A 23,729-nucleotide genomic window follows, 5' to 3' on the forward strand; every position below is an offset into this window, starting at 1 on the left:
GCAGCTTAACGTGGTTCGTCAGATGTGCGAGCGCTTTTTGCAAGTCAGCCGCAATGTTTGGCCGCGCCGGTGTACGACTGGCACGGCCACATGGCGATTACTTGATCTTTTTGCCCGCGATGGTAGTGCCATCCTTGCCTGCGTTGGAATTGGCGGTGGCCAAGACCTTGGGCGTTTCCTTTTTAGGCTTCTTGGTTTCTTTATTGCCGCGATTTTTATCTTTGGACATGGGGTCCCCCTTAAAGACAGAGTTCCGCTTTGGCCTGTGCCGCGCGGATCGCTGCCACCGGGCCGTGGCTTGACCGAAAAGGTCATGGCGCTGGCCGTCGGCGGACATCAGGGGCGGGCCGTGCGTGCGGACCCGGAGCCTGTGGAATGAAGATGGGCCTCAGTTTACACAAGCGCAAGGGGAAGATGCATGCAAGTGCCTCTTTCGCCGCCCTTCGCGGGCTGATATGGCTGGCGTATGCTTAGTTATCAACACCATTACCATGCCGGAAACCCGGCCGATGTCCACAAACACGCGCTTTTGGCGTGGATGCTGGATTACCTTGTCCAAAAAGACAAGCCCATCACCTATCTGGAAACCCACGCCGGACGCGGGCTTTATGATCTGGGCGATGAGGCTGCCTTGAAAACCGGAGAGGCGGAAAAGGGCGTTCTGGCGCTGGAACAACATCTGCCCAAGGATCATCCCTATCGGCAGCGCCTGAATGAGGTGCGGTTCAAATACGGCGAGGCGGCCTATCCCGGATCGCCCTTGATTGCCGCGATGACCCTGCGCGAGCAAGATACGATCCATCTGGCAGAGCTTCACCCCGGCGAAAATGCGATTTTGGCCGAGCATCTGACCCAATGGGATGCGCATATCCGCCAGCAAGACGGGTTCAAACTGGCGCAGGCCGTTTGTCCGCCCACCCCGCGCCGCGGAATGATGCTGGTGGACCCGTCCTATGAGGTGAAGGCCGAATATGACAGCATCCCCAAGGAGATGGCGCAGATCGCGCGCAAGTGGAATGTCGGCATTCTGGCGCTGTGGTATCCGTTGCTGACCTCGGGCACGCATGGCCCCATGCTGGCGCAACTGACGCAAAGCTTCCCTGATGCGCTGCGCCATGAGGTCCGCTTTGGCCCCGTACGCGACGGTCACCGGATGATCGGATCAGGCATGTTTATCATCAACCCGCCTTACGGGTTGGCCGAACACGCCAAGACCGTGTCCAAGATATTTTAGCAAGAGGGGTAAAGGGAATGGCCAAAGGATATTGGGTGGCCCATGTCGACGTGCATGACCCGCAGGCCTATGAGGCGTATCGCGCCGCCAATGCCGTGGCGTTCGCAAAATATGGCGCACGGTTTCTGGTGCGCGGCGCGCCGCAAACGCAGGTCGAAGGGGCCTGCCGTGCGCGCACTGTAGTCATCGAATTTCCTAGCCTGCAAGCGGCGCATGATTGTTACAACAGCCCTGAATACCAAGCGGCCAAAGCGCTGCGCGATCCGGTCTCAACCGGTGATTGCTTGATTGTCGAAGGCTATGAGGGCTGAGGGGATCTAGCCGGGCTTGGGCGCCGTGGTCCAGAACCGCCAAAGCAACAAGCCAGCCGCCACGCTAAGCCCCACTGTCAGCCCCAGCCACAATCCCGGCCCGCCAAGCCCCATCGGGAAGGCCAGCACATAGCTTGCCGGAATACCGATCACCCAATAGCTCAGGGCGGCCAGCCACATCGGCACCTTGGTATCCTGCATCCCGCGCAGGAACCCCAGCGCCATGACCTGTGTGGCATCGACCATCTGAAACAGGGCGGAAAGCGCCAGCAGGGTGGTACCAAAAGCCACGATAGAGGCGCTTTGCGGGTTGGCGTTGTCCAGAAACAGCGCGATGATTTGCGCGGGCAGCGTCAGGAACAGCACCACCATCGTCACCCCGAAACCGAGGGACATCATCAAGGCCACCTTGGCCCCGTCGCGCAGGCTTTGCGCATTGTTTTGCCCCATCGCGCGGCCGACACGCACGGTGGCAGCATTCGAAAGCCCCAGATGCACCATAAAGGCCAGTGCCGTTACTTCCAATGCGATGCCATGGGCGGCCAGCTCCATCGTGCCGATCCAGCCCATCATGATCGCGGATGCCTGAAACAAACCGCCCTCGGCCAGCCCCGTCAATCCAATCGGCCAGCCGATCCGGTAAACCTGCTGCATCGCTTGCCAATCGGGCCGCCAGAACCGTTGAAACAGGTTGAAGCGTTTCAATTCCGGCACCCAATGCGCATAGAGGGCCAAGGCGACAAAGGTCACCGCCTGTGTAAAGACCGAGGCGATCGCCGCCCCTTTGACGCCAAGTTCCGGCGCGCCCCAATTGCCGAAAATCAGCGCATAGTTCACGCCCGCATTCATCACCACAGCCGCCACCGTGACCCAAAGCACGACTTGGGTTTTTTCAAGTGCTGCAAGATAGCTTTTCAGGCTCATCACCAGCAGGGTGGGGATCATGCCAAGGCCGGCAATGCGCAAGTATACCTGTGCAGTGGCCGCGACATCGGGTTCTTGCCCTAAGGCCAGCAAGAGCGACCCTGACCACCAGAAAACCGGATAGCAAAGCACCCCAAAGCCGATGGAAAGCCACAGCCCCATGCGGGTATCGCGGCGGACCTGAACCTCATCGCCGCGCCCGAGGGCTTGGGCGACCATCGGCATGACCGCCTGACCAAAGCCTGCACCAAGAATAAAGATGATAAAGAAAAGCGACGCGCCCAGCACGACAGAGGCCAGCTCTAGCACCCCGTACCATCCGAGCATGACAGTGTCGGTCACATGCAGCATCATCTGCGCCAGATGGCTGCCGACAAGTGGTAGGCCCAGCGTTAGCAGGGCGCGGGCATGTTGTGGTTTGCTTATAATGGGTGCGCTGTTCATCCATCAGCATTAGCCGCACAAATGCAGCCGGGCAAGAGCGCTTGCTCTCGCCCGGCTTAAAAGTGGAATCAATCCACCCGCATGTGGTCAGGCGTGCGCGTCTGCCCGACCATTGAGCTTTGCGTTTGTGGGCCGGGAAATATCCAGCGGCACCGCGGAGGCCTCTTCCATATTGATAACCTGATCGGCCTTGCCGACGATCAACGGATCGGGCTGGCCGACCACAGCGACATCCTTGCCGGGGTAATCGAGGCTTGCCAGAAAGTGCCGCATACAGTTTAGCCGCGCGCGCTTTTTCTGGTTGGACTTCACGACAGTCCAAGGCGCATCGGCGGTGTCGGTATAAAAGAACATCGCCTCCTTGGCTTCGGTATAATCATCCCAACGCCCCAAGGAGGCCTTGTCGATGGGCGACAGCTTCCAGCGTTTAAGCGGGTCTGTTTCGCGACTTTTGAAGCGGGCGCGCTGTTCCTCTTGGGTGACCGAGAACCAGTATTTATAAAGCCGGATACCGGAGCGGACGAGCATCTGTTCGACCTGTGGGGCCTGACGCATGAATTCCAGATATTCCGCAGGGTTACAAAAGCCCATCACCCGTTCCACACCGGCGCGGTTGTACCATGAACGGTCAAAGAAAACGATCTCGCCCTTGGTGGGCAGATGTTCCAGATAGCGTTGGAAAAACCACTGGCCCGTTTCACGCTCACCGGGTTTGGAAAGGGCCACCACGCGGGCATAGCGCGGGTTGAGATGCTCCATAAACCGTTTGATGGTTCCGCCCTTGCCGGCGGCATCGCGGCCCTCCATCAAGACCACGAACTTCTGTCCGGTTTCTTGCGCCCAAAGCTGCACCTTCAACAGTTCGGCCTGAAGCTGCGCTTTCTCGGCCTCATATGTTTTACGCTTCATCTTGCGTTTGTAGGGGTATTTGCCTTGCTCGAATGTCATGCGCAACGTCTCGGTGGTGACGGGAATTTGTTGCTCCACACCTACGGATTTACGTGCTTTTTTGACCTTTTGGGCCTTACCGGATTTCTTCGCCGTCTTCGCAGCCATGATGCCTCCATTCCAAAGATGTGATGCCCTGCAACTTTGCCCCAACTTGATGAACGCAAGGTAACAAGAATGAGGCATCTTAGCACATAGACAAAAAGCCGCGCCTTGATCGGGGTCAATCTTTGCTGGCTTTGTTGGTGGTTTCTTCGGGAACCGTAAAATCCCCCGAGCCTTGCGTGTGCGCGCCTCAGGTGGTCTAATCCGTCCTCAAACACGTTTAATAAGAATCGAGCAGCACATGGCCAATGATCTCCTCTCCGCCGTACCGGAAACCTATGATGCGAATGACATCGAGGTGCTGGAGGGGCTGGAGCCTGTGCGCAAGCGCCCGGGCATGTATATCGGCGGTACGGATGAACGCGCGCTGCACCATCTGGTGGCCGAGGTGCTTGATAACTCCATGGATGAGGCGGTGGCGGGACACGCCACGCGGATCGAGGTGGAACTGCATGCAGATTACTCCATCACCATCCGCGATAACGGCCGCGGCATCCCGGTTGATCCGCACCCGAAGTTCCCCGGTAAATCCGCGCTTGAGGTTATCCTTTGCACCCTGCACGCAGGCGGCAAGTTTTCGGGCAAGGCCTATGAGACATCGGGCGGTTTGCACGGGGTGGGTGCGTCCGTCGTAAACGCGCTGTCCGATATCATGCGCGTCGAGGTGGCCCGCAACAAAGAGCTTTACGTGCAGGAGTTTTCGCGCGGCATCCCGCAAGGGCCGGTGGAAAAGGTGGGGGCTGCCCCCAACCGGCGCGGCACCTCTGTGATGTTCCACCCAGATCCGCAGATCTTTGGATCGTTGCAATTCAAGCCTGCGCGTCTGATGAAGATGGTCCGCTCCAAGGCCTATCTGTTTTCGGGGGTGGAGATCCGCTGGAAAACCGCCGTTCCCGATGGCGATACGCCGATGGAGGCGGTATTCCACTTTCCCGGCGGGCTTGCCGATTATCTGGGCGAAAGCCTGACAGGCGCCACGACCTATGCCGAGCGTCCCTTTGCGGGCAAGGTCGGCTTTCAGGAAAAATTCGGCCAACCGGGTTCGGTGGAATGGGCGATTAACTGGACGCCTTCGCGGGATGGCTTCATCCAGTCCTATACCAATACCGTGCCCACCCCCGAGGGCGGCACCCATGAGGCAGGCTTCTGGACGGCGATCCTGAAGGGCATTCGTGCCTACGGCGATTTGGTGAAAAACCGCAAAGCCGAGCTGATCACCCGCGATGATATGATGACAGGTGGCTGCGCGCTGATTTCGGTGTTCATCCGCGAGCCGCAGTTTGTCGGCCAAACCAAGGACCGTCTGGCGACAGAAGAGGCCGCAAAGCTGGTCGAGGGTTCGGTGCGCGACCATTTCGACAACTGGCTGGCCTCGGATACCAAATCAGCGGGGGCGATCCTCGACTTTCTGGTGCTGCGCGCCGAAGAGCGTCTGCGCCGTCGTCAGGAAAAAGAAACCGCCCGTAAATCGGCCACCAAAAGGCTGCGCCTTCCGGGAAAGCTGACCGATTGCACCGCGAAAAACCGCGCGGGCACGGAATTGTTTATCGTGGAGGGGGACTCGGCCGGTGGGTCGGCCAAGGGCGCGCGCAACCGGGTCAATCAGGCGCTTTTGCCGTTGAAGGGCAAGATCCTGAACGTGCTGGGGGCGGCCTCGAACAAGCTGCATGACAACTCCGAGATCCGCGATATCTGTGAGGCCTTGGGCGTGCAGATGGGGCCGAAATTCAAGGTTGATGATCTGCGCTATGACAAGATCATCATCATGACCGATGCGGATGTCGACGGCGCCCATATCGCGGCGCTGTTGATGACGTTTTTCTTTACGCAGATGCGCCCGTTGATTGACCAAGGGCACCTTTATCTGGCTTGCCCGCCGCTGTACCGGCTGACGCAAGGGGCCAAGCGGCTCTATGTTTCCGATGATGCGGAAAAGGATTACTGGCTGGAAAAAGGCCTTGGCGGCAAGGGCAAAATCGACGTGCAGCGCTTTAAGGGTCTGGGTGAGATGGATGCCAAAGACCTTAAAGAAACCACGATGCAGCCCGAAAGCCGCAAGTTGATCCGCGTTTCAATCGATGAGGATGAACCGGGTGAAACCAGCGATCTGGTCGAGCGGCTGATGGGAAAAAAACCCGAGCTTCGGTTTCAGTACATTCAGGAAAACGCGCAGTTTGTGGAGGAGCTGGACGTTTGAGCGCTAAATCTGCTGTGGAAGACCTCGCGGGGTTTTTCTCAATGCAATGGGTTGAGGTTTTCAGCGCATTACTGACGCCGACTCTTGCGTGTTTGGGGTTATATATCGCCTATCAGCAATGGTCGGTTAACAGGGCCAATTTGCGCGAAAAACTGTTTGAGCGGCGGTTTTCGATCCTCAGGGAAACCGAAGCTTTTTTCAGTGAATTCATGCGGGACTTGAATGTATCCGAAGATGGCATTCGGAAGTTCTCGGATACTTGCCAAAGATCAAGATTTCTTTTTGGAAAAGAGATTCAAAACTATTTGCTTGAAGTTCGAGATCATGCAGTCAAACTGAAGATGAATTTTGCAGCACATAGTCAAATGGAGCCGGGCGAAGACAGAGTGCGTTTAGCGCTGAAGCGGCATGAAGAGATCACATGGCTGGCTGGCCAAATACCTAAATTATATGACCGGTTCGAACCCTATCTAGGCTTTGAAAAACATAGATAGCCGAAGCGGACCTCGGCTATCTGTGCAAATGGCGCTTTATTTTAAACCAGCCGTGACGCCTCTACTGCCGCACGAATAAAGTCGGCGAACAGCGGGTGGGGGGCGAAGGGTTTGGATTTCAGCTCGGGGTGGAATTGCACGCCGATGAACCACGGGTGGCCTTTGACCTCGACAATCTCGGGCAGGCGACCATCGGGCGAGATGCCGGAAAAGATTAAGCCTTTGGCCTCCAGCTTTTCACGGTAGGTCATGTCGACCTCATAGCGGTGGCGGTGGCGTTCCTCGATCTGGGTCGTGCCATAGATTTCTGCCACTTTTGATCCGGGCGTCAGCGTGGCGTTATAGGCCCCCAAGCGCATGGATCCGCCCTTGTCGTCGGTCACTTTGCGTTCCACCACATGGCTGCCCTGCACCCATTCTTTCAGGTGGTAAATCACGGGTGTGAACCGTTTTGCACCGGCCTCATGGTCGAATTCCTCGGAACCCGCATCCTTGAGGCCTGCGAGGTTGCGGGCGGCTTCGATTACCGCCATTTGCATGCCAAGACAAATACCCAGATAGGGCACGCCACGGGTGCGGGCAAATTCAACCGCCTTGATCTTGCCCTCGGTGCCGCGTTCGCCAAAGCCGCCGGGGACAAGGATCGCGTGGTAGGGTTGCAGATGCGGGGCAGGGTCTTCGCGCTCAAACAGCTCGCTGTCGACCCAATCGACGCGCACACGGGTGCGGTTGGCCATGCCACCATGGGTCAGCGCCTCGGCAATCGATTTATAGGCATCGCCAAGCTGGGTATATTTGCCAACAATGGCCACGCGCACTTCGCCTTCGGCGTTGGTCATGCGGTCCATCACATCTTCCCAACGGGTCAGGTTGGGGCGCGGTGCGGGCGAAATACCAAAAGCGTCCAGCACGGCTTGGTCTAACCCTTCGCGGTGATAGGCGAGGGGGGCCTCATAGATAGTTTTTAGGTCATAGGCGGCGATCACCGACTCTTTGCGGACGTTGCAGAACAGCGCGATCTTCTCACGCTCTTTTTCCGGGATAGGATGTTCGGAGCGCAGCAGCAGAACGTCCGGCGCAAGGCCGATGCTTTGCAGTTCCTTGACTGAGTGTTGGGTCGGTTTGGTTTTTAATTCACCGCTGGCGGCCAGATAGGGCAGCAACGTGAGGTGCAGCAAAATGCACTCGCCGCGCGGGCGCTCATGGATAAACTGGCGGATCGCCTCAAAGAAGGGCAGGCCTTCGATATCGCCCACGGTGCCGCCGATTTCACACAGCATGAAATCAACCTCATCCTCACCGATGTGGAGGTAGTCCTTGATCTCATTGGTCACATGGGGGACGACCTGAATGGTCTTGCCCAGATAATCGCCGCGACGTTCCTTTTCCAAAACGTTGGAATAGATCCGGCCAGAAGAGACGCTATCGGTTTTGCGCGCTGGCACGCCAGTAAAGCGTTCGTAATGGCCAAGATCAAGATCGGTTTCCGCACCGTCATCGGTCACGAAAACCTCACCATGTTCAAAAGGCGACATCGTGCCGGGGTCAACGTTCAGGTAGGGGTCAAGCTTGCGCAGCCGCACCGAGTAGCCGCGCGCCTGTAAAAGCGCGCCCAAAGCTGCCGAGGCAAGACCCTTGCCAAGAGAGGAGACAACACCGCCGGTGATGAAGATATAACGTGCCATGTGGTGAACCCCCGTGAAGAATTGGCGTATGCGATTCGGCGCCTCAGAATCGCACCATCACGGGAGACGAGAGATAACCGAAAAGAGTGCGGACCGCAACAAGCCCGCAATATGATGAGGTGAACAATCGGGAAGGCCCAAATTATAGGGGGCCAACCCGTAAACTGTTTTAATTACCGGTGGTGGTGCCGTCATCCGCACGTGGCGGGGTCAGGGGCGCATCAGCAGGCGCTGGTGGCAACAAATCGGTGCCCAGCGGTGCCTCAGGGACTGCGGGCGCAGAGATTGTGCCGCCGAATTGGTCCACCACAGATGTACCCGACGCGCCTTTGGCAGCAATCAAGGTCAGCGAGATGGAGGTGATGATAAAGCCGAGCGCCAAAAGCCATGTCAGCTTGGTAAGCGCCGTCGCCGCCGCGCGGCCCGACATGGCACCACCGCCACCACCGCCGCCCATACCCAAGCCGCCCCCTTCGGAACGTTGGAGCAACACAACGCCAATCAGGCAAAGTGCAAGGATCAGGTGGATGGTAAGAACGACGTTTTCCATGGGACTTTCGGCTTCTCGCTGGGCTGACGCGTCTGTTTAGGCGGAACTCGGTCCGGGGGCAAGCCCTTCGCCGCAAAGCCATCCAATCTACGCATAGGCAAAATGATTTAATGGTTTCCACCTGCGCGTAAGGCGGCTATACCCCAAGCGGTTTCACTTGGACCAATGCGTGAAGGGATCATCGAAAATGGCCAATGTTGTGGTAGTCGGCGCCCAATGGGGTGACGAAGGAAAAGGCAAGATTGTGGACTGGCTGTCGGAACGTGCCGATGTCATCGCGCGGTTTCAAGGCGGGCATAACGCGGGCCATACGCTGGTCATTGACGGCAAGGTATATAAGCTGTCGCTACTGCCCTCGGGCATTGTGCGCGGTGGCAAGTTGTCGGTTATCGGCAATGGCGTGGTTCTGGACCCTTGGCACCTGATCATGGAGATTGAGAAGCTCCGCGCGCAGGGCGTTGAGATTACGACCGAAAACCTGATGATCGCGGAAAACGCGCCATTGATTCTGCCTGTGCACGGAGAATTGGACCGCGCGCGTGAAGATCAGACTGCCGTTGCCAAAATCGGTACCACGGGCCGCGGCATTGGTCCGGCCTATGAGGATAAAGTCGGCCGTCGTGCGATTCGTGTCGCCGATCTGGCAGATGATGCGACGCTGGAGCTGCGCGTTGACCGTCTGTTGACCCACCACGATGCGCTGCGCCGCGGGCTTGGCCTTGAGCCGATTGACCGTGATGCGCTGCTGGCGCAACTGCGTGAGATCGCGCCGCAAGTGCTGCCCTATGCGCAGCCGGTCTGGAAAGTGCTGAACGAGGCGCGTCGTGCAGGTAAACGGATTTTGTTTGAAGGGGCGCAGGGCGCGCTTTTGGACATCGACTTCGGCACCTATCCGTTCGTGACCTCTTCCAATGTGATTGCAGGGCAGGCCGCGACGGGCACGGGCCTTGGGCCAGGCGCGATTGATTTCGTGCTGGGCATCGTAAAGGCCTATACCACCCGCGTCGGCGAAGGCCCGTTCCCGGCCGAGCTGGACGATGCCGATGGCATCCGTCTAGGCGAACGCGGGCATGAGTTCGGCACAGTTACCGGGCGCAAACGTCGTTGCGGCTGGTTCGATGCGGTTCTGGTGCGCCAGACCTGTGCGACCAGTGGTGTGACCGGCATTGCGCTGACCAAGCTGGATGTGATGGACGGTTTCCCGATCATCAAGATCTGTGTCGGCTATGATCTGGATGGCAAGCGGTTGGATTATCTGCCCACGGCCGCTGATCAGCAGGCCCGCTGCACGCCGATCTATGAAGAGATGGAAGGCTGGACTGAAGACACTGCCGGCGCGCGCTCTTGGGCCGATCTTCCGGGGGCGGCGATCAAATATGTGCGCCGGATCGAAGAGTTGATCCAATGCCCCGTCGCATTGCTCTCCACCAGCCCGGAACGTGATGATACGATTCTTGTCACAGACCCCTTTGCAGATTGATCGGGGCAGGCGCGCGATGAAACTTTCATATAAAGCACGGCGGCGCTGGTCATTGGTTTTGCTGTTGGTGGGCTTGCCGCTTTATATCGCGGCGGCCTTGTTCGTGGTTTCCCTATTTGACCGGCCGCCGTTCTGGTTGGAACTTATCGTCTACGTCTTCTTGGGGTTCTTGTGGATACTGCCGTTCAAATTTGTCTTCCTCGGGGTGGGCAAGGCTAATCCGGACGCCGAGTAACGGATGTTTCGATATAAGACGGGATTGCATATTCCGTAGCAAAAGCCTGTCGCGTTCTACGCGGCAGGTTTTTTTATGCCGTATCGAAGGCAAAAACACCTGAGGACAGACACTGTTTTTACAACAGCCCCCACCATAAGAAAACGCCCCGCCAGACAACTGGCGGGGCGTAAGGCTTAGCCATAGGCTGGCCCGTGGTTTTCAAATGCCGTTAGGCGTTCAGGCAGTTTTGGCCAGATCGCGCAGCACATAGGGCAACACGCCGCCATGCTCGACATATTCCTTCTCAATCGCCGTATCGATCCGGCATTTGATCTGGATGGTTTTGGTTTTGCCGTCCGCATAGGTGATCTGGCAAGGAACGTTGGAAAGCGGCTTAAGATCGCCTTCCAGCCCTTCGATGTTGATCACCTCATCGCCGGTCAGGCCAAGGGATTTGCGCGTGTCGCCATTGGTGAACTCAAAGGGGATCACGCCCATACCAACGAGGTTGGACCGGTGAATACGCTCAAAGGATTCGGCAACCACGCCTTTGACGCCAAGCAGCGCCGTCCCTTTGGCCGCCCAGTCACGGCTGGAGCCTGCACCGTATTCCGCACCGCCAAAGATAACCAGCGGTGTGCCTGCCTCTTGATAGGCCATCGCCGCATCAAAGATAGAGGTTTGCGCCCCGTCCGGCCCTTTGGTGTAGCCACCCTCAACACCGTCCAGCATCTCGTTCTTGATGCGGATATTGGCGAATGTGCCGCGCATCATCACCTCGTGGTTGCCACGACGCGACCCGTAAGAGTTGAACTCTGCCGGGGAGATTTGACGTTCCACAAGATATTTACCGGCAGGCGAGGTGTCCTTGAACGACCCCGCTGGCGAGATGTGGTCAGTGGTGATCATGTCGCCCAAAAGCGCCAGAACACGCGCGCCTTTGATATCCGAAATCACGCCCGGATCTTTGGACATGTTCTGGAAATAGGGCGGGTTCTGGATGTAGGTCGAAGTCGGAGGCCAGTCGTAGGTCTCGGAATCCGGCGTTTGCACGCCCTGCCATTTCTCATCACCCTTGAACACATCGGCGTATTTCTTGAGGAAGGCCGCGCGGGTAACGGTGCTTTCGACCAATTCCGCGATCTCGGCATTCGAGGGCCAGATGTCCTTGAGGTAGACGGGGTTGCCGTCCTGATCATTGCCAAGGCTGGCTTTAGTGATGTCGACGTTCATGTCACCTATCAGCGAGTAGGCAACAACCAACGGTGGTGACGCAAGGTAGTTTGCGCGCACATCGGGGCTGATCCGGCCTTCGAAGTTGCGGTTGCCCGACAGAACGGACGTGGCGATCAGGTCGTAATCGTTAATCGCTTTGGAAATCGCTGGCTCCAACGGGCCGGAGTTGCCGATGCAAGTTGTACAGCCATAGCCGACAAGGTTGAAGCCGATGGCATCCAAGTCTTTTTGCAGATCAGCCGCTTCCAGATATTCGGTCACAACTTGCGACCCGGGGGCCAGCGATGTTTTCACCCAAGGCTTGCGGTTCAGGCCTTTCTCGCGGGCTTTGCGCGCCACCAGCCCTGCTGCGATCATCACATAGGGATTGGAGGTGTTGGTGCAAGAGGTGATGGACGCAATGACGATAGAGCCGTCATGCAATTGGTAATGGCCATCGTCCGTCTGCACGTAACCACGGTTGTGGTGGCCGGTGTCGCCGGGAATGTCGACTGGCTCGGGCTGACCGCCTTCACCTTCCCAAAGGTTTTCTTGTTTTTTGGTGACGTCCTTGGTGCCGCGTTGACCGGCCACATATTCGCCAAATGTTGTTGCTGCCACATCCAGTGCCACGAAATCCTGTGGCCGTTTTGGACCGGAAATCGCTGGCACGATGGTGCCCATATCCAGCTCCAGCGTGGAGGTGTAGATCGGGGCGTAATCGGCGTCGCGCCACATGCCGTTTGCTTTAGCATAGGCTTCGACCAGCGCGATCCGGGCCTCGTCGCGGCCTGTGTTGCGCAGGTAACGCAGGGTTTCATTGTCGATCGGGAAGAAGCCGCAAGTCGCGCCATATTCCGGTGCCATATTGGCGATAGTCGCACGGTCGGCCAATGGCAAACGATCCAGCCCGTCACCGTAAAATTCGACAAATTTGCTAACCACACCATGCTGGCGCAGCATTTGCACAACTTTCAGCACGAGGTCGGTGGCGGTGGTGCCCTCAACCATCGTCCCTGTAAGCCTGAAGCCCACGACCTCGGGGATCAGCATCGATACGGGCTGGCCGAGCATTGCTGCCTCGGCCTCAATACCGCCAGCGCCCCAACCAAGAACGGCAAGGCCGTTGACCATGGTGGTGTGGCTGTCGGTGCCGACCAATGTGTCGGGATAGGCGATTTCCACGCCGTTCTGGTCTTTGTCTGTCCAGACGGTTTGCGACAGATATTCAAGGTTGACCTGATGGCAAATACCAGTGCCGGGCGGCACAACGCGGAAGTTGTTAAATGCGTTCTGCCCCCATTTCAGGAAGGTATAGCGTTCCATATTGCGTTCGTATTCGCGATCCACGTTCATCTGGAACGCCCGCGGTGTGCCGAACTGATCGATCATGACCGAGTGGTCGATGACCAGATCAACAGGAGCCAAAGGGTTGATTTGCTGAGCGTTTCCGCCAAGGCCGATGATACCGTCACGCATGGCGGCAAGGTCCACCACGGCCGGAACACCGGTGAAATCCTGCATCAAGACGCGGGCAGGGCGGTAGGCGATTTCGCGCGGGTTTTTGCCGCCATTGGCACCCCATTCGCCAAAGGCCTTAATGTCATCGACCGAGACGGTCTTGCCGTCTTCAAAGCGCAACATGTTTTCCAGCACCACTTTCAAGCAGGCAGGCAGGCGAGAGAAATCGCCCAAACCGGCCTCTTGTGCGGCGGGGATGGAGTAATATGCGATGGATGAGCCACCGCTGGTAAGGGTACGGCGGGCTTTGGTGCTGTCATGTCCGACGGTTACGGTCATGTCTAACCTCCTGGCTGGGGCGTGAATGTCGTGATCTTCCCTAGAGGTAATGCCGACAAACGGGTCGGAAAACAAGGGAGTCGTGTCGTTGTATGCAATTGTATGCCGAAAATCCAGCCCAAATATGACACAGATCAGGTCTAAGCGCACAACCTACACATTTGTAACGCCGCCTCTCAAAACCTTGATTGGCTCCTCGGGGGTTATGTGACTAGATATGGGGAGTACCTATAGTGAGGCTTTGAGGATGAGACACAGGTTCATACCCGCTTGCGCGGCATTTCTGGCATTTGCGGCGCCGGTCTTTGCGCAAAGTGAAGACGCGGTTGTGGTGGAGCTGTTTACGTCGCAAGGCTGCGTTTCCTGCCCTCCGGCAGATGCTATTTTGGGAAAGATTGATGCGACGGCAGGGGTGATCGCGCTGTCACTACATGTGGATTACTGGGATTATCTAGGTTGGAAGGATAAGTTTGCCAGCCCCCAATTCACTGCCCGTCAAAAAGCTTATGCGCGCCATGCCCGTGAAAAGATGGTCTATACCCCGCAGGTCGTGGTGCAAGGGCAAGCCCGGCTGATCGGCAATCGCGGTCCCGAGGTGGAAGCTGCAGTGAATGCCCAGTTGAAAAAGGCCGGGCGCAACGGGCTGCAATTGGACCGTCAAGGTGATCGCGTGTTGATTACGGCTGCACCGGTTTTGGGCGCGACCGGACCAATACACGTACAACTGGTCCGGTTTTCCCCATCGGAGTCTGTCAAGATTGAACGCGGTGAGAATGCAGGCAAAACGATCACGTACCACAATGTGGTTAAATCCTGGCAGATTCTGACCGATTGGAACGGCACCAGCCCTTTGTCTATTGAGGCGGCTGCACCGGGGGGCGCACCATTGGTGGTGATTTTACAAGCCACCGGCCCGGCCGAGATATTGAGCGCAGATGTTCTGCGCTAGGTTTTATTTCCAGCGGCGGTGGATCCAGAACCATTGATCCATGTGCTGACGCACCAGCTTTTCCAGTGAATCGTTCAGGGCTTGTGTCATTTCGGTCGGCGTGCTGTGCGGGATCGGGGGTTCGATAATAATATCGAAATCGAGGCCACGGCGCACGGCATAGGTCGGCACCACCAGCGCATTATACTTCAACGCCAGATCGGCCGCCGAAAGGGCTGTCATCGCGGGCTGTCCCATGAAGGAGAGCGGCTGCCCACTGCTGATTTTTTGATCCATCAGCAGGCCCAACATGCCGCCGCCCCGTAAAAACCGCACCATATCTGCCAATCCAGCACGGCCCCGCGGGAAAACCGGAGTGCCGATGCGCGAAATCGCCTTGACGTAATGGGCGTTGAAATCGGGGTCCCCCATCGGGCGGTAAAGCGCCCCGACATTATAGCCGCGCGCAATAAGCGCTGCACGGCTTGCGTCATAATTGCCGAAATGGCCGGTCACGAGGATTACCGGACGACCAGCTGCATGGGCTTCGTCCAGGGCCGCCAGCCCCTCACCTTGCAGCGGTTCTGCGGTGGCGCGTGCGATAAATTCTTTGCCAGAGTAAATCTCGATCAAGGTGCGGCCCACATTGCGCGGCACCTCGCGCATCAGCCGCTTTACCTCTGCTTGCGGCAGGTCTGGCATCACAAGCGCCAGATTGTCGCGCACACGTTTGTCATATCCAGCGATCGGGCCGATGATATAGGCCATGACCCAACCACACAGCGGCACGCGCCAACGGTAAGGCAGGGCTAAAAGCAGATTGATCAACCCGCGTATAAACAGGTTGCGCAACCGTTCTGCCCGGCTTTTTTTCACAGTGGTTTTGGTCATGGAGCCGTCCAGTTTATATGCCGATCCAAGCGGGATTTACGCAGCCTTACATAAGGCCCCGTCCCTACGATCACAAGCGCAGCAGATGGCACCACGCCCCGAAAGCGCGGCAAATGCCTGTTTGTCGCAAAAGCAGGGGGATGGCTTTGTGCCGGCTACTCTTCCTCTTGAATAAAGGCCAGTTCGCCAGCGCTTTCCAACCCACGGATAGCAGCGATAACTGCGCCCTGTGCGGCTTCTCCATCTTTTTCGGTCACCTTGCCCCGTTCGTCCATCTCTTCACGAAGGGTTTGCGCCATGCGTTGTGACATATTGTCCAGGATAAACTCTGCAGTGGGGGCCAGATCTTTTTTGGCGCTGGCATAGGTCAGAGCGGTGACCAGAACGGCCTGATCCAAAACGCGCGCGATTTTCGGAATGTCGCGGGTGTTGATACGGGCGGGGATATGGAAGAATGTAAAAATTGCCTTGCGCACCATCTTGGCAAATTCTTCATCATCTTGCTCGAGGCCAGCCAGAACATCGTCACGGACCAACTGTGGGGTGACGTTCAAAATGGCGCCAACGCGTTCGACCGCACCGGTCTCGAAGGCGCGCGGGGGTTGGTTTTCCAGCTGGGTGGCAAGAGAGAGGCCAATGCGTCGCACGGTTTCAGGGTCTACATTTACCGTCTGTGATACAGCATAGGCCACACGGCGCGCGCGCGCACCTTCCAGCCGTCCCAAAAGCTCTGCCGCTTTGGGAACAACGAGTTTGGACAGCATGACGGCTGCGACCTCGATGCTCTCTTCCTCGAGAACCGGAAGCAGGCGATCAACCTCCATCGCCGAAATCCGGTCCCAAGGGTCCGCGCGCGAGGAGGCCCCCGCAAGGCGGCGCAACCTGTTGGCGGCAGTCGCGGAAATATGGCCATCCATGATAGAAAGCGCCCCTTCGATCCCGCCGGGAAAGGCCAGGCCAACCTCTTCCAGTTCGGCCACGAATTCGGCCACAACCGCGTTCAAAGTGCCGCGGTCGACAAGCCGCATTTTGCCCATCTGTTCGGTCAGGGCGGCCTGAGTGTGTTCGGGCAAGGAGGACAATATGATGGGGGTATCTTGCGCCACCAACAGCCTAACGATAACCGCCGCCTTTTCACGGCTGGTCAGCGGCCGCCGTGCGGCCCGCCGTTCGCGGTTGGGCGCAAAAGCCTGTGTTGGCGTGATCTGCGCCAGTTCTGTTGACCCGTTTTCCATTGTGCCCTCAATATACTAATCCATGAGGTCAGCTTGGCAGATCGAAGTTAACACGGGCTTACACGCATCCAGTGCAAAGCCCGTGTCTTTCTTGCGTTTTCCGGCTTAAAGGATCAAGTTTTAGCCAAACACCCGGGCAAAGATCGTATCAACATGTTTGGTGTGATACCCAAGGTCGAATTTCTCTTCGATCTCGGCAGGGCTAAGGGCGGAAGTCACCTCAGTATCAGCCAGAAGTTCCGTTTTGAAATCAGCGCCTTGTTCCCAAACCTTCATGGCATTGCGCTGCACCAGGCGGTAGCTATCCTCACGCGATACACCTGCTTGCGTCAGGGCCAGCAGCACGCGCTGGCTCATCACAAGGCCGCGGAATTTATTCATGTTTGCCAGCATGTTATCGGGATAAATCACCAGCTTTTCAATCAGCCCCGCAAGACGGTGCAGCGCAAAGTCCAACGTGATCGTGGCGTCGGGGCCAATTGCGCGCTCTACGCTGGAATGGCTGATGTCACGCTCATGCCAAAGCGCGACATTTTCCAGCGCCGGAATGACAGCCATCCGCACCAGCCGCGCCAGCCCGGTCAGGTTTTCCGACAGTACCGGATTGCGCTTGTGTGGCATCGCAGAGGAGCCTTTTTGACCGGGGGAGAAGAACTCTTCGGCCTCAAGAACTTCGGTCCGCTGCATGTGCCGAACCTCGATCGCGATGTTCTCGATCGACGACGCAATGACGCCAAGGGTTGCAAAGAACATTGCGTGGCGGTCGCGCGGGATAACCTGTGTGCTGATCGGCTCTGGCGTCAGGCCCATCATTTTGCAGACATGTTCCTCGACCGCGGGGTCGATATTGGCGAATGTGCCGACAGCGCCTGAAACGGCCCCCGTGGCGATTTCCGCACGGGCGAGGGCAAGGCGCGCCCGGCCACGGTCCATTTCGGCATAAAAGCGCGCGAAGGTCAGGCCCATGGTTGTCGGCTCGGCGTGAATGCCGTGGCTGCGCCCGATACGCACCGTGTCTTTATGCTCCAGCGCGCGGGATTTGAGCGCGGCCAGAACCCGATCCATCCCTGCCAAAAGCAGGTCAGTCGCACGCACCAGTTGCACATTCAGCGTTGTGTCCAGCACGTCAGATGAGGTCATGCCCTGATGCACAAAGCGCGCTTGATCGGAGCCGATGTGTTCGGCCAGATGGGTCAGGAAGGCGATGACGTCATGTTTGGTGACGGCTTCGATCTCGTCGATACGGGCCACATCAAATGTGACATCGCGGGCCTTCCAGACGGCCTCGGCATTCTCTTTCGGGATCACGCCAAGTTCTGCTTGGGCGTCGCAGGCGTGGGCTTCGATCTCATACCAGATTTTGAACTTGGTTTCCGGTGACCAGATGGCGACCATATCGGGGCGGGAATAACGCGGGATCATGGGCAGGGCCTTTCTTGGGGCGGCAAGGGATGGGGCTTTGCTTAGGACGGTTGGGCTGCAAGGGCAAGACCGTCAGGATTTGCGGCCATCAGGATTTGGCGGGGACCTCAAGGGTGATGATGCTTGCCTCGGCCTCTAGCGTGCGGTGAACGGGGCATTTGTCGGCAATCGCGATCAGCTTTTCGCGCTGTGTGCTGTCAAGCGTGCCCGATAGGGTGATGTGGCGAGTGAAGGTATCAATTTTTCCAGAATTTTCACATTTATCACAATCAGTTGCATGACGTTTCTCATGTGATACATCAACTGATACCCCCATCAGGTCCCAGCCTTTGCGGCGGGCATACATGCGGATGGTCATGGCTGTGCAAGCCCCAAGACCGGCGGCAAGATATTGATAGGGCGATGGGCCAAGGTCGGTGCCACCGAAGGCCTCGGGCTCATCGGCTTTGAGGTGGTGGCGGCCCAGATGAACATCTTGCAAAAACCCGTTCGGGTCGGCCTCTATTATGCGTGTGATGCCTTCCGGGGCTTCGGTGTCGTCGGTTTGCGGCTTCATATCCAGATAGCGTTCGGTCCATGTGGCGATGGTATTGGCGGCATAATCGGCATCAGCCGCGCGGGTCAGCAGGTGGTCGGCCCCGTCCAGCGTCACAAAGCTTTTGGGATGCTGTGCTGCGATGAACAGCGAGGATGCATTTTCAATGCCGACTACGGCATCACGGGGGGCGTGCAAGATAAGCAGGGCGCGGCGCAGGTTGTGCAGATGCTCGGAAAGGGTGGCGCTGCGCAGATCGCGCAAGAAGCTGCGCGAGATGGTGAAATCACGCCCGCCGAGGGTTACGGGGGCCTCGCCATTGGTCTCGATGTCATCCTCGGCATGGGCAAAGTGATGGGTCACATGGGACGGGTCAGCGGGCGCGCCGATCACTGCCACCGCCTTGGAAGAGGGGATCTGTGAAGCGGCCGCAATCACCGCCGCGCCGCCCAAGCTGTGTCCGATCAGCAAGCCGGGGGGCAGCCCCGCATCCGAAAGCGCCTGCGCTGCGGCGACCAGATCCTCGACATTGCCAGAGAAGCCGGAATTTGCGAACTCCCCGTCTGAATGGCCCAATCCGGTAAAATCAAAGCGTAGTACGGCGATGCCCATGGCGGACAAGCGGCGACTGATGCGGCGGGCGGCGAAGATGTCCTTGCCGCAGGTAAAGCAATGCGCGAACAATGCGGTGGCGCGAACAGGGCCGGTAGGGCGTTCCAACCGGCCTACAAGGTTTTGTCCGTCTTTACCGGTGAATTCGAATGGCGTGCTGGTCATGGCGACCTCCCGTTATTTTTCGGTAAGTATCTGCGGTTTTCCGGTAAAGATGAAGCCTTTTGCCACTTGCCTCGCGTGGAATTGCGCGATGAGGTGCCTTGTACAAAAAAGGCCACCCCGAGGGGCGGCCTGATCATTTGTCGAGATGTCTGCGGCTTAGCAGGAATAATACATCACATATTCAATGGGGTGAGGGGTATGCTCATAGGCATAAACCTCTTCCCATTTCAGGGCCATGTAGCCATCCAGCTGGTCTTTGGTGAACACGTCACCGGCCAACAGATAGTCATGATCCGCTTCCAACGATTCCAGCGCCTCGCGCAGGGACCCGCAAACGGTCGGGATTGCGGCCAGCTCTTCGGGGGGCAGATCATAAAGGTCTTTGTCGGATGCAGGACCCGGATCGATCTTGTTTTTGATGCCGTCAAGCCCGGCCATCAGCAAGGCGGAAAACGCCAGATAGGGGTTCGCAGCCGGATCGGGGAAACGTGCCTCGACGCGTTTTGCCTTGGGGCTTTCGGTCCATGGAATACGCACAGCGCCAGAGCGGTTGCGGGCGGAATAGGCGCGCAGAACAGGAGCCTCAAAGCCGGGGATCAAGCGCTTGTAGCTGTTGGTCGACGGGTTGGTCAACGCGTTGAGCGACTTGGCGTGCTTGAGGATACCACCGATAAACCACAGGGCCTCTTGCGAAAGATCTGCGTATTTGTCGCCTGCAAACAATGGTTTGCCATCTTTCCAGATTGACATGTTCACGTGCATGCCCGAGCCGTTATCGCCCTTCATAGGCTTGGGCATAAAGGTCGCCGTTTTGCCATAGGCGTGGGCCACATTGTGGATCACGTATTTGTATTTCTGGATATTGTCGGCCTGTTCAACCAGCCCGCCAAAGATCATGCCCAGCTCGTGCTGGCAGGTCGCGACCTCATGGTGGTGCTTGTCGACCTTGATGCCCATGCGCTTCATGGTGGACAGCATCTCGCTGCGGATATCTTGGGCTTCATCCACGGGGTTAACCGGGAAATAGCCGCCCTTATGCGGTGCGCGGTGGCCAAGGTTGCCGCCTTCGAATTCCGCGTCCGTGTTCCAGGAAGCCGCTTCGGCATCCAGTTGGAACGACACTTTTTGCGGAGTGACGGAGTAGCGAACATCGTCAAACAGGAAGAATTCGGCTTCTGGCCCGTAGTAAGACGTGTCGCCAATGCCGGAGGCTTTCAGGTAGGCTTCGGCTTTGGTCGCCGTGCCGCGCGGATCGCGGGAATAGGCTTCGCCTGTGTCTGGCTCCACCACGTTACAATGCACGCAGAGGGTTTTTTCGGCATAGAAGGGGTCAATATAGACCGAATTCGGGTCAAGGATCAGCTTCATGTCAGATTGTTCAATCGACTTCCAACCCGCGATGGAGGAGCCGTCGAACATGAAGCCTTCTTCAAAGAAGTCCTCATCAACGAGGTCGACATCCATTGTTACATGTTGCAACTTGCCCTTAGGGTCGGTGAAACGAACGTCGACATAGGCGACCTCTTCGTCCTTCATCAATTGCATCACATCTGCGACCGTTTTCATATGGTCATTTCCTTATACTGTAACGTTGTTCTTAAAGCGCGTCGTCACCGGTTTCGCCGGTACGGATACGGATTGCCTGCTCAACCGGTGAAACAAAAATCTTGCCGTCCCCGATCTTGTCAGTACGAGCGGCGGCGATGATTGCCTCCACTGCAGCATCAACCAGATCGTCGGGCAATACGACCTCAATTTTCACCTTAGGCAAAAAATCCACGACATATTCGGCACCACGGTAAAGTTCGGTGTGGCCTTTCTGGCGGCCAAAACCTTTGACTTCCGTGACGGAAAGCCCTTGTATGCCCGCCTCTTGCAGCGCTTCTTTTACTTCGTCGAGCTTGAAGGGCTTGATGATCGCTTCGATTTTCTTCATCGGCCGAATCCTTTGCGGGCAACTTTTGATCTGACACATGTTGACCATCTATTGTTCGTTGGAACAATTGAGAGGGCCGCCAGACCGGGCCAAAAAGCCTTTCATTCAGGTGTATCGCCTAAATTTTGTGCGATACGCTTGGTTGGTGGGCAAATAATGAACCCAAAAAGGATAAAACATGACCGAATTGCTGACCGCCGCCCAAATGCGCGCCGTTGAACAGACCGCGATTGCCTCTGGTTCCGTGACCGGATTGGAGCTGATGGAGCGGTCTGGTCGCGCTGTGGTGCAGGCAATTGATGAAGAATGGCCAGCGTTGTCCGCGCCTTCACCTGCGGTGGTGTTGTGCGGGCCCGGCAATAATGGCGGTGACGGTTTCGTCGTTGCGCGCCTGTTGCAAGAGGCGGGCTGGGCGGTGGAGGTCTACCTTTATGGCGATCCCGATAAGTTGCCTGCGGATGCGAGGGTGAACTTTGAGCGGTGGTCGGGGACGATTCTATCGGATGACGGTCTTTCGGCGGCGCTTTTCAGGGACGATCTGGTTTTGGTTGTGGATGCGCTTTTCGGAACGGGCCTGACGCGGCAAGCCCCCCGTTTGGAGGCGTTCGAGGCGCTGTTGCAAAGAGGTGGCCCCGATAGATATCGTCGTGGCGGCGCTGTTCCGGGTCCACATATTGTCGCAATCGACATCCCTTCTGATCGGTGTAGCGATTCCGGCCTTGTACTTGCGGGCGATACAGCGCGCAGTGATACATATGCGGCAGATCTTACGGTGACATTCCATCGTGCAAAGCTTGGGCATTATTTAGGGGATACCCCTGCACATTGCGGACGGTTGAGGATTGTCGACATCGGGCTTTCAGATTGGGTTCCGGAGTCCGCGACCCGTTTTCTCGAATCGCCGCGGGATGAGCCCGCAGTTTTTCAGCATCTGAGGAAGTCGGGGGGCGCTCACAAGTTTTCCCATGGTCACGCGCTGGTGCTGTCGGGTGGCATTGCCTCGGGTGGGGCCGCGCGATTGGCAGCGAGGGGAGCGCTGCGGATCGGGGCAGGGGTGGTGACCCTAGGCTGCCCGCCTTCTGCTTTGATTGTGAATGCGGCGCAGCTGAACGCGATTATGGTGAGGCCGTTTCCCGATTCTGCGGCATTGGAGGGCTTCTTGCATGATAAGCGCATCACTGCGCTGTGTCTTGGGCCGGGGATGGGCTGCGGGCCTACGCAGGCGGAGTTGCTTGCTGCGGCTTTGGTGTCGCAGGTCGAAGGGGGCCGACCTACGGTGTTGGATGCCGATGCGCTGACATTAGTCGCCGGGGATACCACCTTGTTTGGCTTGCTTCATTCGGCCTGCGTGTTGACGCCACATGCGGGGGAATTTGCACGGCTGTTTCCCGACATCGCGGCGCGTTTGGCGGCGCCGGCTACGAAAGGTCCCGCGTTTTCCAAGGTAGATGCCTGCCGAGAGGCGGCCAGGCGGGCTGGCTGTATTGTGCTTTTCAAGGGGACGGACACGGTAATTGCGGCCCCTGATGGTCGCTGCGCTGTCAATGCAGCAGCTTATGGACGCGCGGCACCCTGGCTTGCGACCGCGGGATCAGGTGATGTTCTTGCGGGCTTTATCACTGGCTTGTTGGCGCGGGGCATTGCCCCTTTTGAGGCAGCCTGCACTGGCGCATGGTTGCATGTCGAATGCGCAATCACGTTTGGCCCCGGTCTGATAGCAGAGGACCTGCCAGAAGAACTGCCAAAGGTGTTTCGCGCCTTAAGGGTTTGAGGCACCCCCGGATGTCGGGCAAAAACGTGCTGGGTGGATTTTATCGATGCCGGAGAGAACGAATCACGCCGTGACGGTGGTCGGGGTGCAGGCTAATTCCACGCCATTGGCGATGATGACTTCGGGATGATCGAATTCCAGCGTGAAGATTGAAACCGCGACATGGGTTTCCAACCGGATATATTCGCCATCGGCCAATTCGCACGCGGTGAAAACGGCCTGCTCGGCACCCTTGAGGGCTTTTGCGCGCCAGCCGCGGATAAGAATGCCCTGATTCGGTGTGACGCAGACGGTTTCTTCGGGCTGTTCCACGCCGAGGGCAGATGCCGAAATGCACACGAGTTTCAGCGTTGGATGCATGGTTTTATGCACTGCACGCAGGCTACGGGCGCCGGAACGGGTAATAATGCGGTCACCGGCCTTCAGGGACTCGACGCATTTTTCACCCATCAAGGTCATCACGGTAGTGCCTGCCACAACACCTTCAGGAAGTTCGGCAGATGTGTGTCCGATCATAGCGGTTTGGTGTGTCATGCAATCTTCTCCTCAGCTTCCTGCCCTACCTGAACCCGAATTGTGGCACCAAAGGGTTAAGGAAATGTCAAACCCCGGGTTTGAATCTTACCAATT

Annotated in this window: 21 protein-coding genes; 8 read left to right on the top strand and 13 right to left on the bottom strand. The window is 57.6% G+C overall.

What is annotated here, in order from left to right:
• Positions 1–97: 97 nt before the first annotated feature.
• Positions 98–229, bottom strand: coding sequence for a hypothetical protein (locus EOK75_RS21535; RefSeq protein ID WP_276612516.1), 132 nt, complete (start codon positions 227–229; stop codon positions 98–100).
• Between the two features lie 237 nt (positions 230–466).
• On the opposite strand from EOK75_RS21535, the gene EOK75_RS00745 reads away from it, so the two are divergent.
• On the top strand, positions 467–1,234 hold the full coding sequence (locus EOK75_RS00745; RefSeq protein ID WP_137192161.1) for a 23S rRNA (adenine(2030)-N(6))-methyltransferase RlmJ: 768 nt from the start codon (positions 467–469) through the stop codon (positions 1,232–1,234).
• Positions 1,235–1,251: 17 nt separating this feature from the next.
• Positions 1,252–1,545: a DUF1330 domain-containing protein gene (locus tag EOK75_RS00750; protein ID WP_137192162.1), complete on the top strand. Its 294-nt coding sequence runs from the start codon at positions 1,252–1,254 to the stop codon at positions 1,543–1,545.
• Between the two features lie 6 nt (positions 1,546–1,551).
• Here the strand turns inward: EOK75_RS00750 and EOK75_RS00755 are convergent, their stop codons facing one another.
• Both EOK75_RS00755 and ppk2 read right to left on the bottom strand, forming a co-directional pair.
• Complete coding sequence (locus tag EOK75_RS00755) at positions 1,552–2,913, bottom strand: MATE family efflux transporter (RefSeq protein WP_137192163.1); 1,362 nt, start codon at positions 2,911–2,913, stop codon at positions 1,552–1,554.
• A gap of 87 nt (positions 2,914–3,000) precedes the next feature.
• Positions 3,001–3,969, bottom strand: a complete 969-nt coding sequence (ppk2, locus tag EOK75_RS00760) for a polyphosphate kinase 2 (RefSeq protein WP_137192164.1) — start codon at positions 3,967–3,969, stop codon at positions 3,001–3,003.
• A gap of 238 nt (positions 3,970–4,207) precedes the next feature.
• Between ppk2 and parE the strand changes: the two genes are divergently transcribed.
• Complete coding sequence (parE, locus tag EOK75_RS00765) at positions 4,208–6,163, top strand: DNA topoisomerase IV subunit B (protein WP_137192165.1); 1,956 nt, start codon at positions 4,208–4,210, stop codon at positions 6,161–6,163.
• On the top strand, positions 6,160–6,657 hold the full coding sequence (locus EOK75_RS00770; RefSeq protein WP_137192166.1) for a hypothetical protein: 498 nt from the start codon (positions 6,160–6,162) through the stop codon (positions 6,655–6,657). The genes parE and EOK75_RS00770 overlap by 4 nt, the downstream gene beginning before the upstream one ends.
• 41 nt (positions 6,658–6,698) lie before the next feature.
• Here EOK75_RS00770 and EOK75_RS00775 read toward each other — a convergent pair whose 3' ends face one another.
• Both EOK75_RS00775 and secG read right to left on the bottom strand, forming a co-directional pair.
• The gene (locus EOK75_RS00775) at positions 6,699–8,342 is read right to left on the bottom strand and encodes a CTP synthase (RefSeq protein ID WP_137192167.1); all 1,644 of its coding nucleotides are present in this window, start codon (positions 8,340–8,342) and stop codon (positions 6,699–6,701) included.
• A 169-nt stretch (positions 8,343–8,511) separates the two neighbouring features.
• Positions 8,512–8,892, bottom strand: coding sequence for a preprotein translocase subunit SecG (secG, locus tag EOK75_RS00780; protein ID WP_137192168.1), 381 nt, complete (start codon positions 8,890–8,892; stop codon positions 8,512–8,514).
• A 187-nt stretch (positions 8,893–9,079) separates the two neighbouring features.
• On the opposite strand from secG, the gene EOK75_RS00785 reads away from it, so the two are divergent.
• Both EOK75_RS00785 and EOK75_RS00790 read left to right on the top strand, forming a co-directional pair.
• On the top strand, positions 9,080–10,372 hold the full coding sequence (locus EOK75_RS00785; protein ID WP_137192169.1) for an adenylosuccinate synthase: 1,293 nt from the start codon (positions 9,080–9,082) through the stop codon (positions 10,370–10,372).
• 16 nt (positions 10,373–10,388) lie between these two features.
• Entirely contained in the window at positions 10,389–10,607 is a 219-nt protein-coding gene (locus EOK75_RS00790) for a DUF2842 domain-containing protein (RefSeq protein WP_137192170.1), read from the top strand.
• Between the two features lie 219 nt (positions 10,608–10,826).
• Here EOK75_RS00790 and acnA read toward each other — a convergent pair whose 3' ends face one another.
• Positions 10,827–13,604 (bottom strand): aconitate hydratase AcnA, encoded by a 2,778-nt coding sequence (gene acnA, locus EOK75_RS00795; RefSeq protein ID WP_137192171.1) that lies wholly within the window; start codon positions 13,602–13,604, stop codon positions 10,827–10,829.
• Between the two features lie 247 nt (positions 13,605–13,851).
• Here acnA and EOK75_RS00800 point away from each other — a divergent pair, with 247 nt between their 5' ends.
• Complete coding sequence (locus EOK75_RS00800) at positions 13,852–14,553, top strand: DUF1223 domain-containing protein (protein ID WP_137192172.1); 702 nt, start codon at positions 13,852–13,854, stop codon at positions 14,551–14,553.
• Between the two features lie 3 nt (positions 14,554–14,556).
• Here the strand turns inward: EOK75_RS00800 and EOK75_RS00805 are convergent, their stop codons facing one another.
• The 6 genes from EOK75_RS00805 to EOK75_RS00830 form a co-directional block, all read right to left on the bottom strand.
• Positions 14,557–15,423: a lysophospholipid acyltransferase family protein gene (locus tag EOK75_RS00805; RefSeq protein ID WP_137192173.1), complete on the bottom strand. Its 867-nt coding sequence runs from the start codon at positions 15,421–15,423 to the stop codon at positions 14,557–14,559.
• Positions 15,424–15,578: 155 nt separating this feature from the next.
• Entirely contained in the window at positions 15,579–16,658 is a 1,080-nt protein-coding gene (locus EOK75_RS00810; RefSeq protein WP_137192174.1) for a flagellar motor switch protein FliG, read from the bottom strand.
• A gap of 120 nt (positions 16,659–16,778) precedes the next feature.
• Entirely contained in the window at positions 16,779–18,080 is a 1,302-nt protein-coding gene (gene purB, locus EOK75_RS00815) for an adenylosuccinate lyase (protein WP_137192175.1), read from the bottom strand.
• An 88-nt stretch (positions 18,081–18,168) separates the two neighbouring features.
• Positions 18,169–19,392, bottom strand: a complete 1,224-nt coding sequence (locus tag EOK75_RS00820) for a bifunctional alpha/beta hydrolase/OsmC family protein (RefSeq protein ID WP_137192176.1) — start codon at positions 19,390–19,392, stop codon at positions 18,169–18,171.
• Positions 19,393–19,548: 156 nt separating this feature from the next.
• Positions 19,549–20,958 (bottom strand): type I glutamate--ammonia ligase, encoded by a 1,410-nt coding sequence (gene glnA, locus EOK75_RS00825; RefSeq protein ID WP_137192177.1) that lies wholly within the window; start codon positions 20,956–20,958, stop codon positions 19,549–19,551.
• A 31-nt stretch (positions 20,959–20,989) separates the two neighbouring features.
• The gene (locus EOK75_RS00830; protein ID WP_050526020.1) at positions 20,990–21,328 is read right to left on the bottom strand and encodes a P-II family nitrogen regulator; all 339 of its coding nucleotides are present in this window, start codon (positions 21,326–21,328) and stop codon (positions 20,990–20,992) included.
• Between the two features lie 178 nt (positions 21,329–21,506).
• On the opposite strand from EOK75_RS00830, the gene EOK75_RS00835 reads away from it, so the two are divergent.
• Complete coding sequence (locus EOK75_RS00835; protein WP_137192178.1) at positions 21,507–23,099, top strand: NAD(P)H-hydrate dehydratase; 1,593 nt, start codon at positions 21,507–21,509, stop codon at positions 23,097–23,099.
• Between the two features lie 63 nt (positions 23,100–23,162).
• On the opposite strand, the gene EOK75_RS00840 is transcribed toward EOK75_RS00835, so the two are convergent.
• Entirely contained in the window at positions 23,163–23,633 is a 471-nt protein-coding gene (locus EOK75_RS00840; protein WP_137192179.1) for a Hint domain-containing protein, read from the bottom strand.
• Positions 23,634–23,729: the final 96 nt, after the last annotated feature.

This window comes from Pseudorhodobacter turbinis, assembly GCF_005234135.1.
In the GTDB taxonomy this organism is placed as follows: Bacteria; Pseudomonadota; Alphaproteobacteria; order Rhodobacterales; family Rhodobacteraceae; genus Pseudorhodobacter; species Pseudorhodobacter turbinis.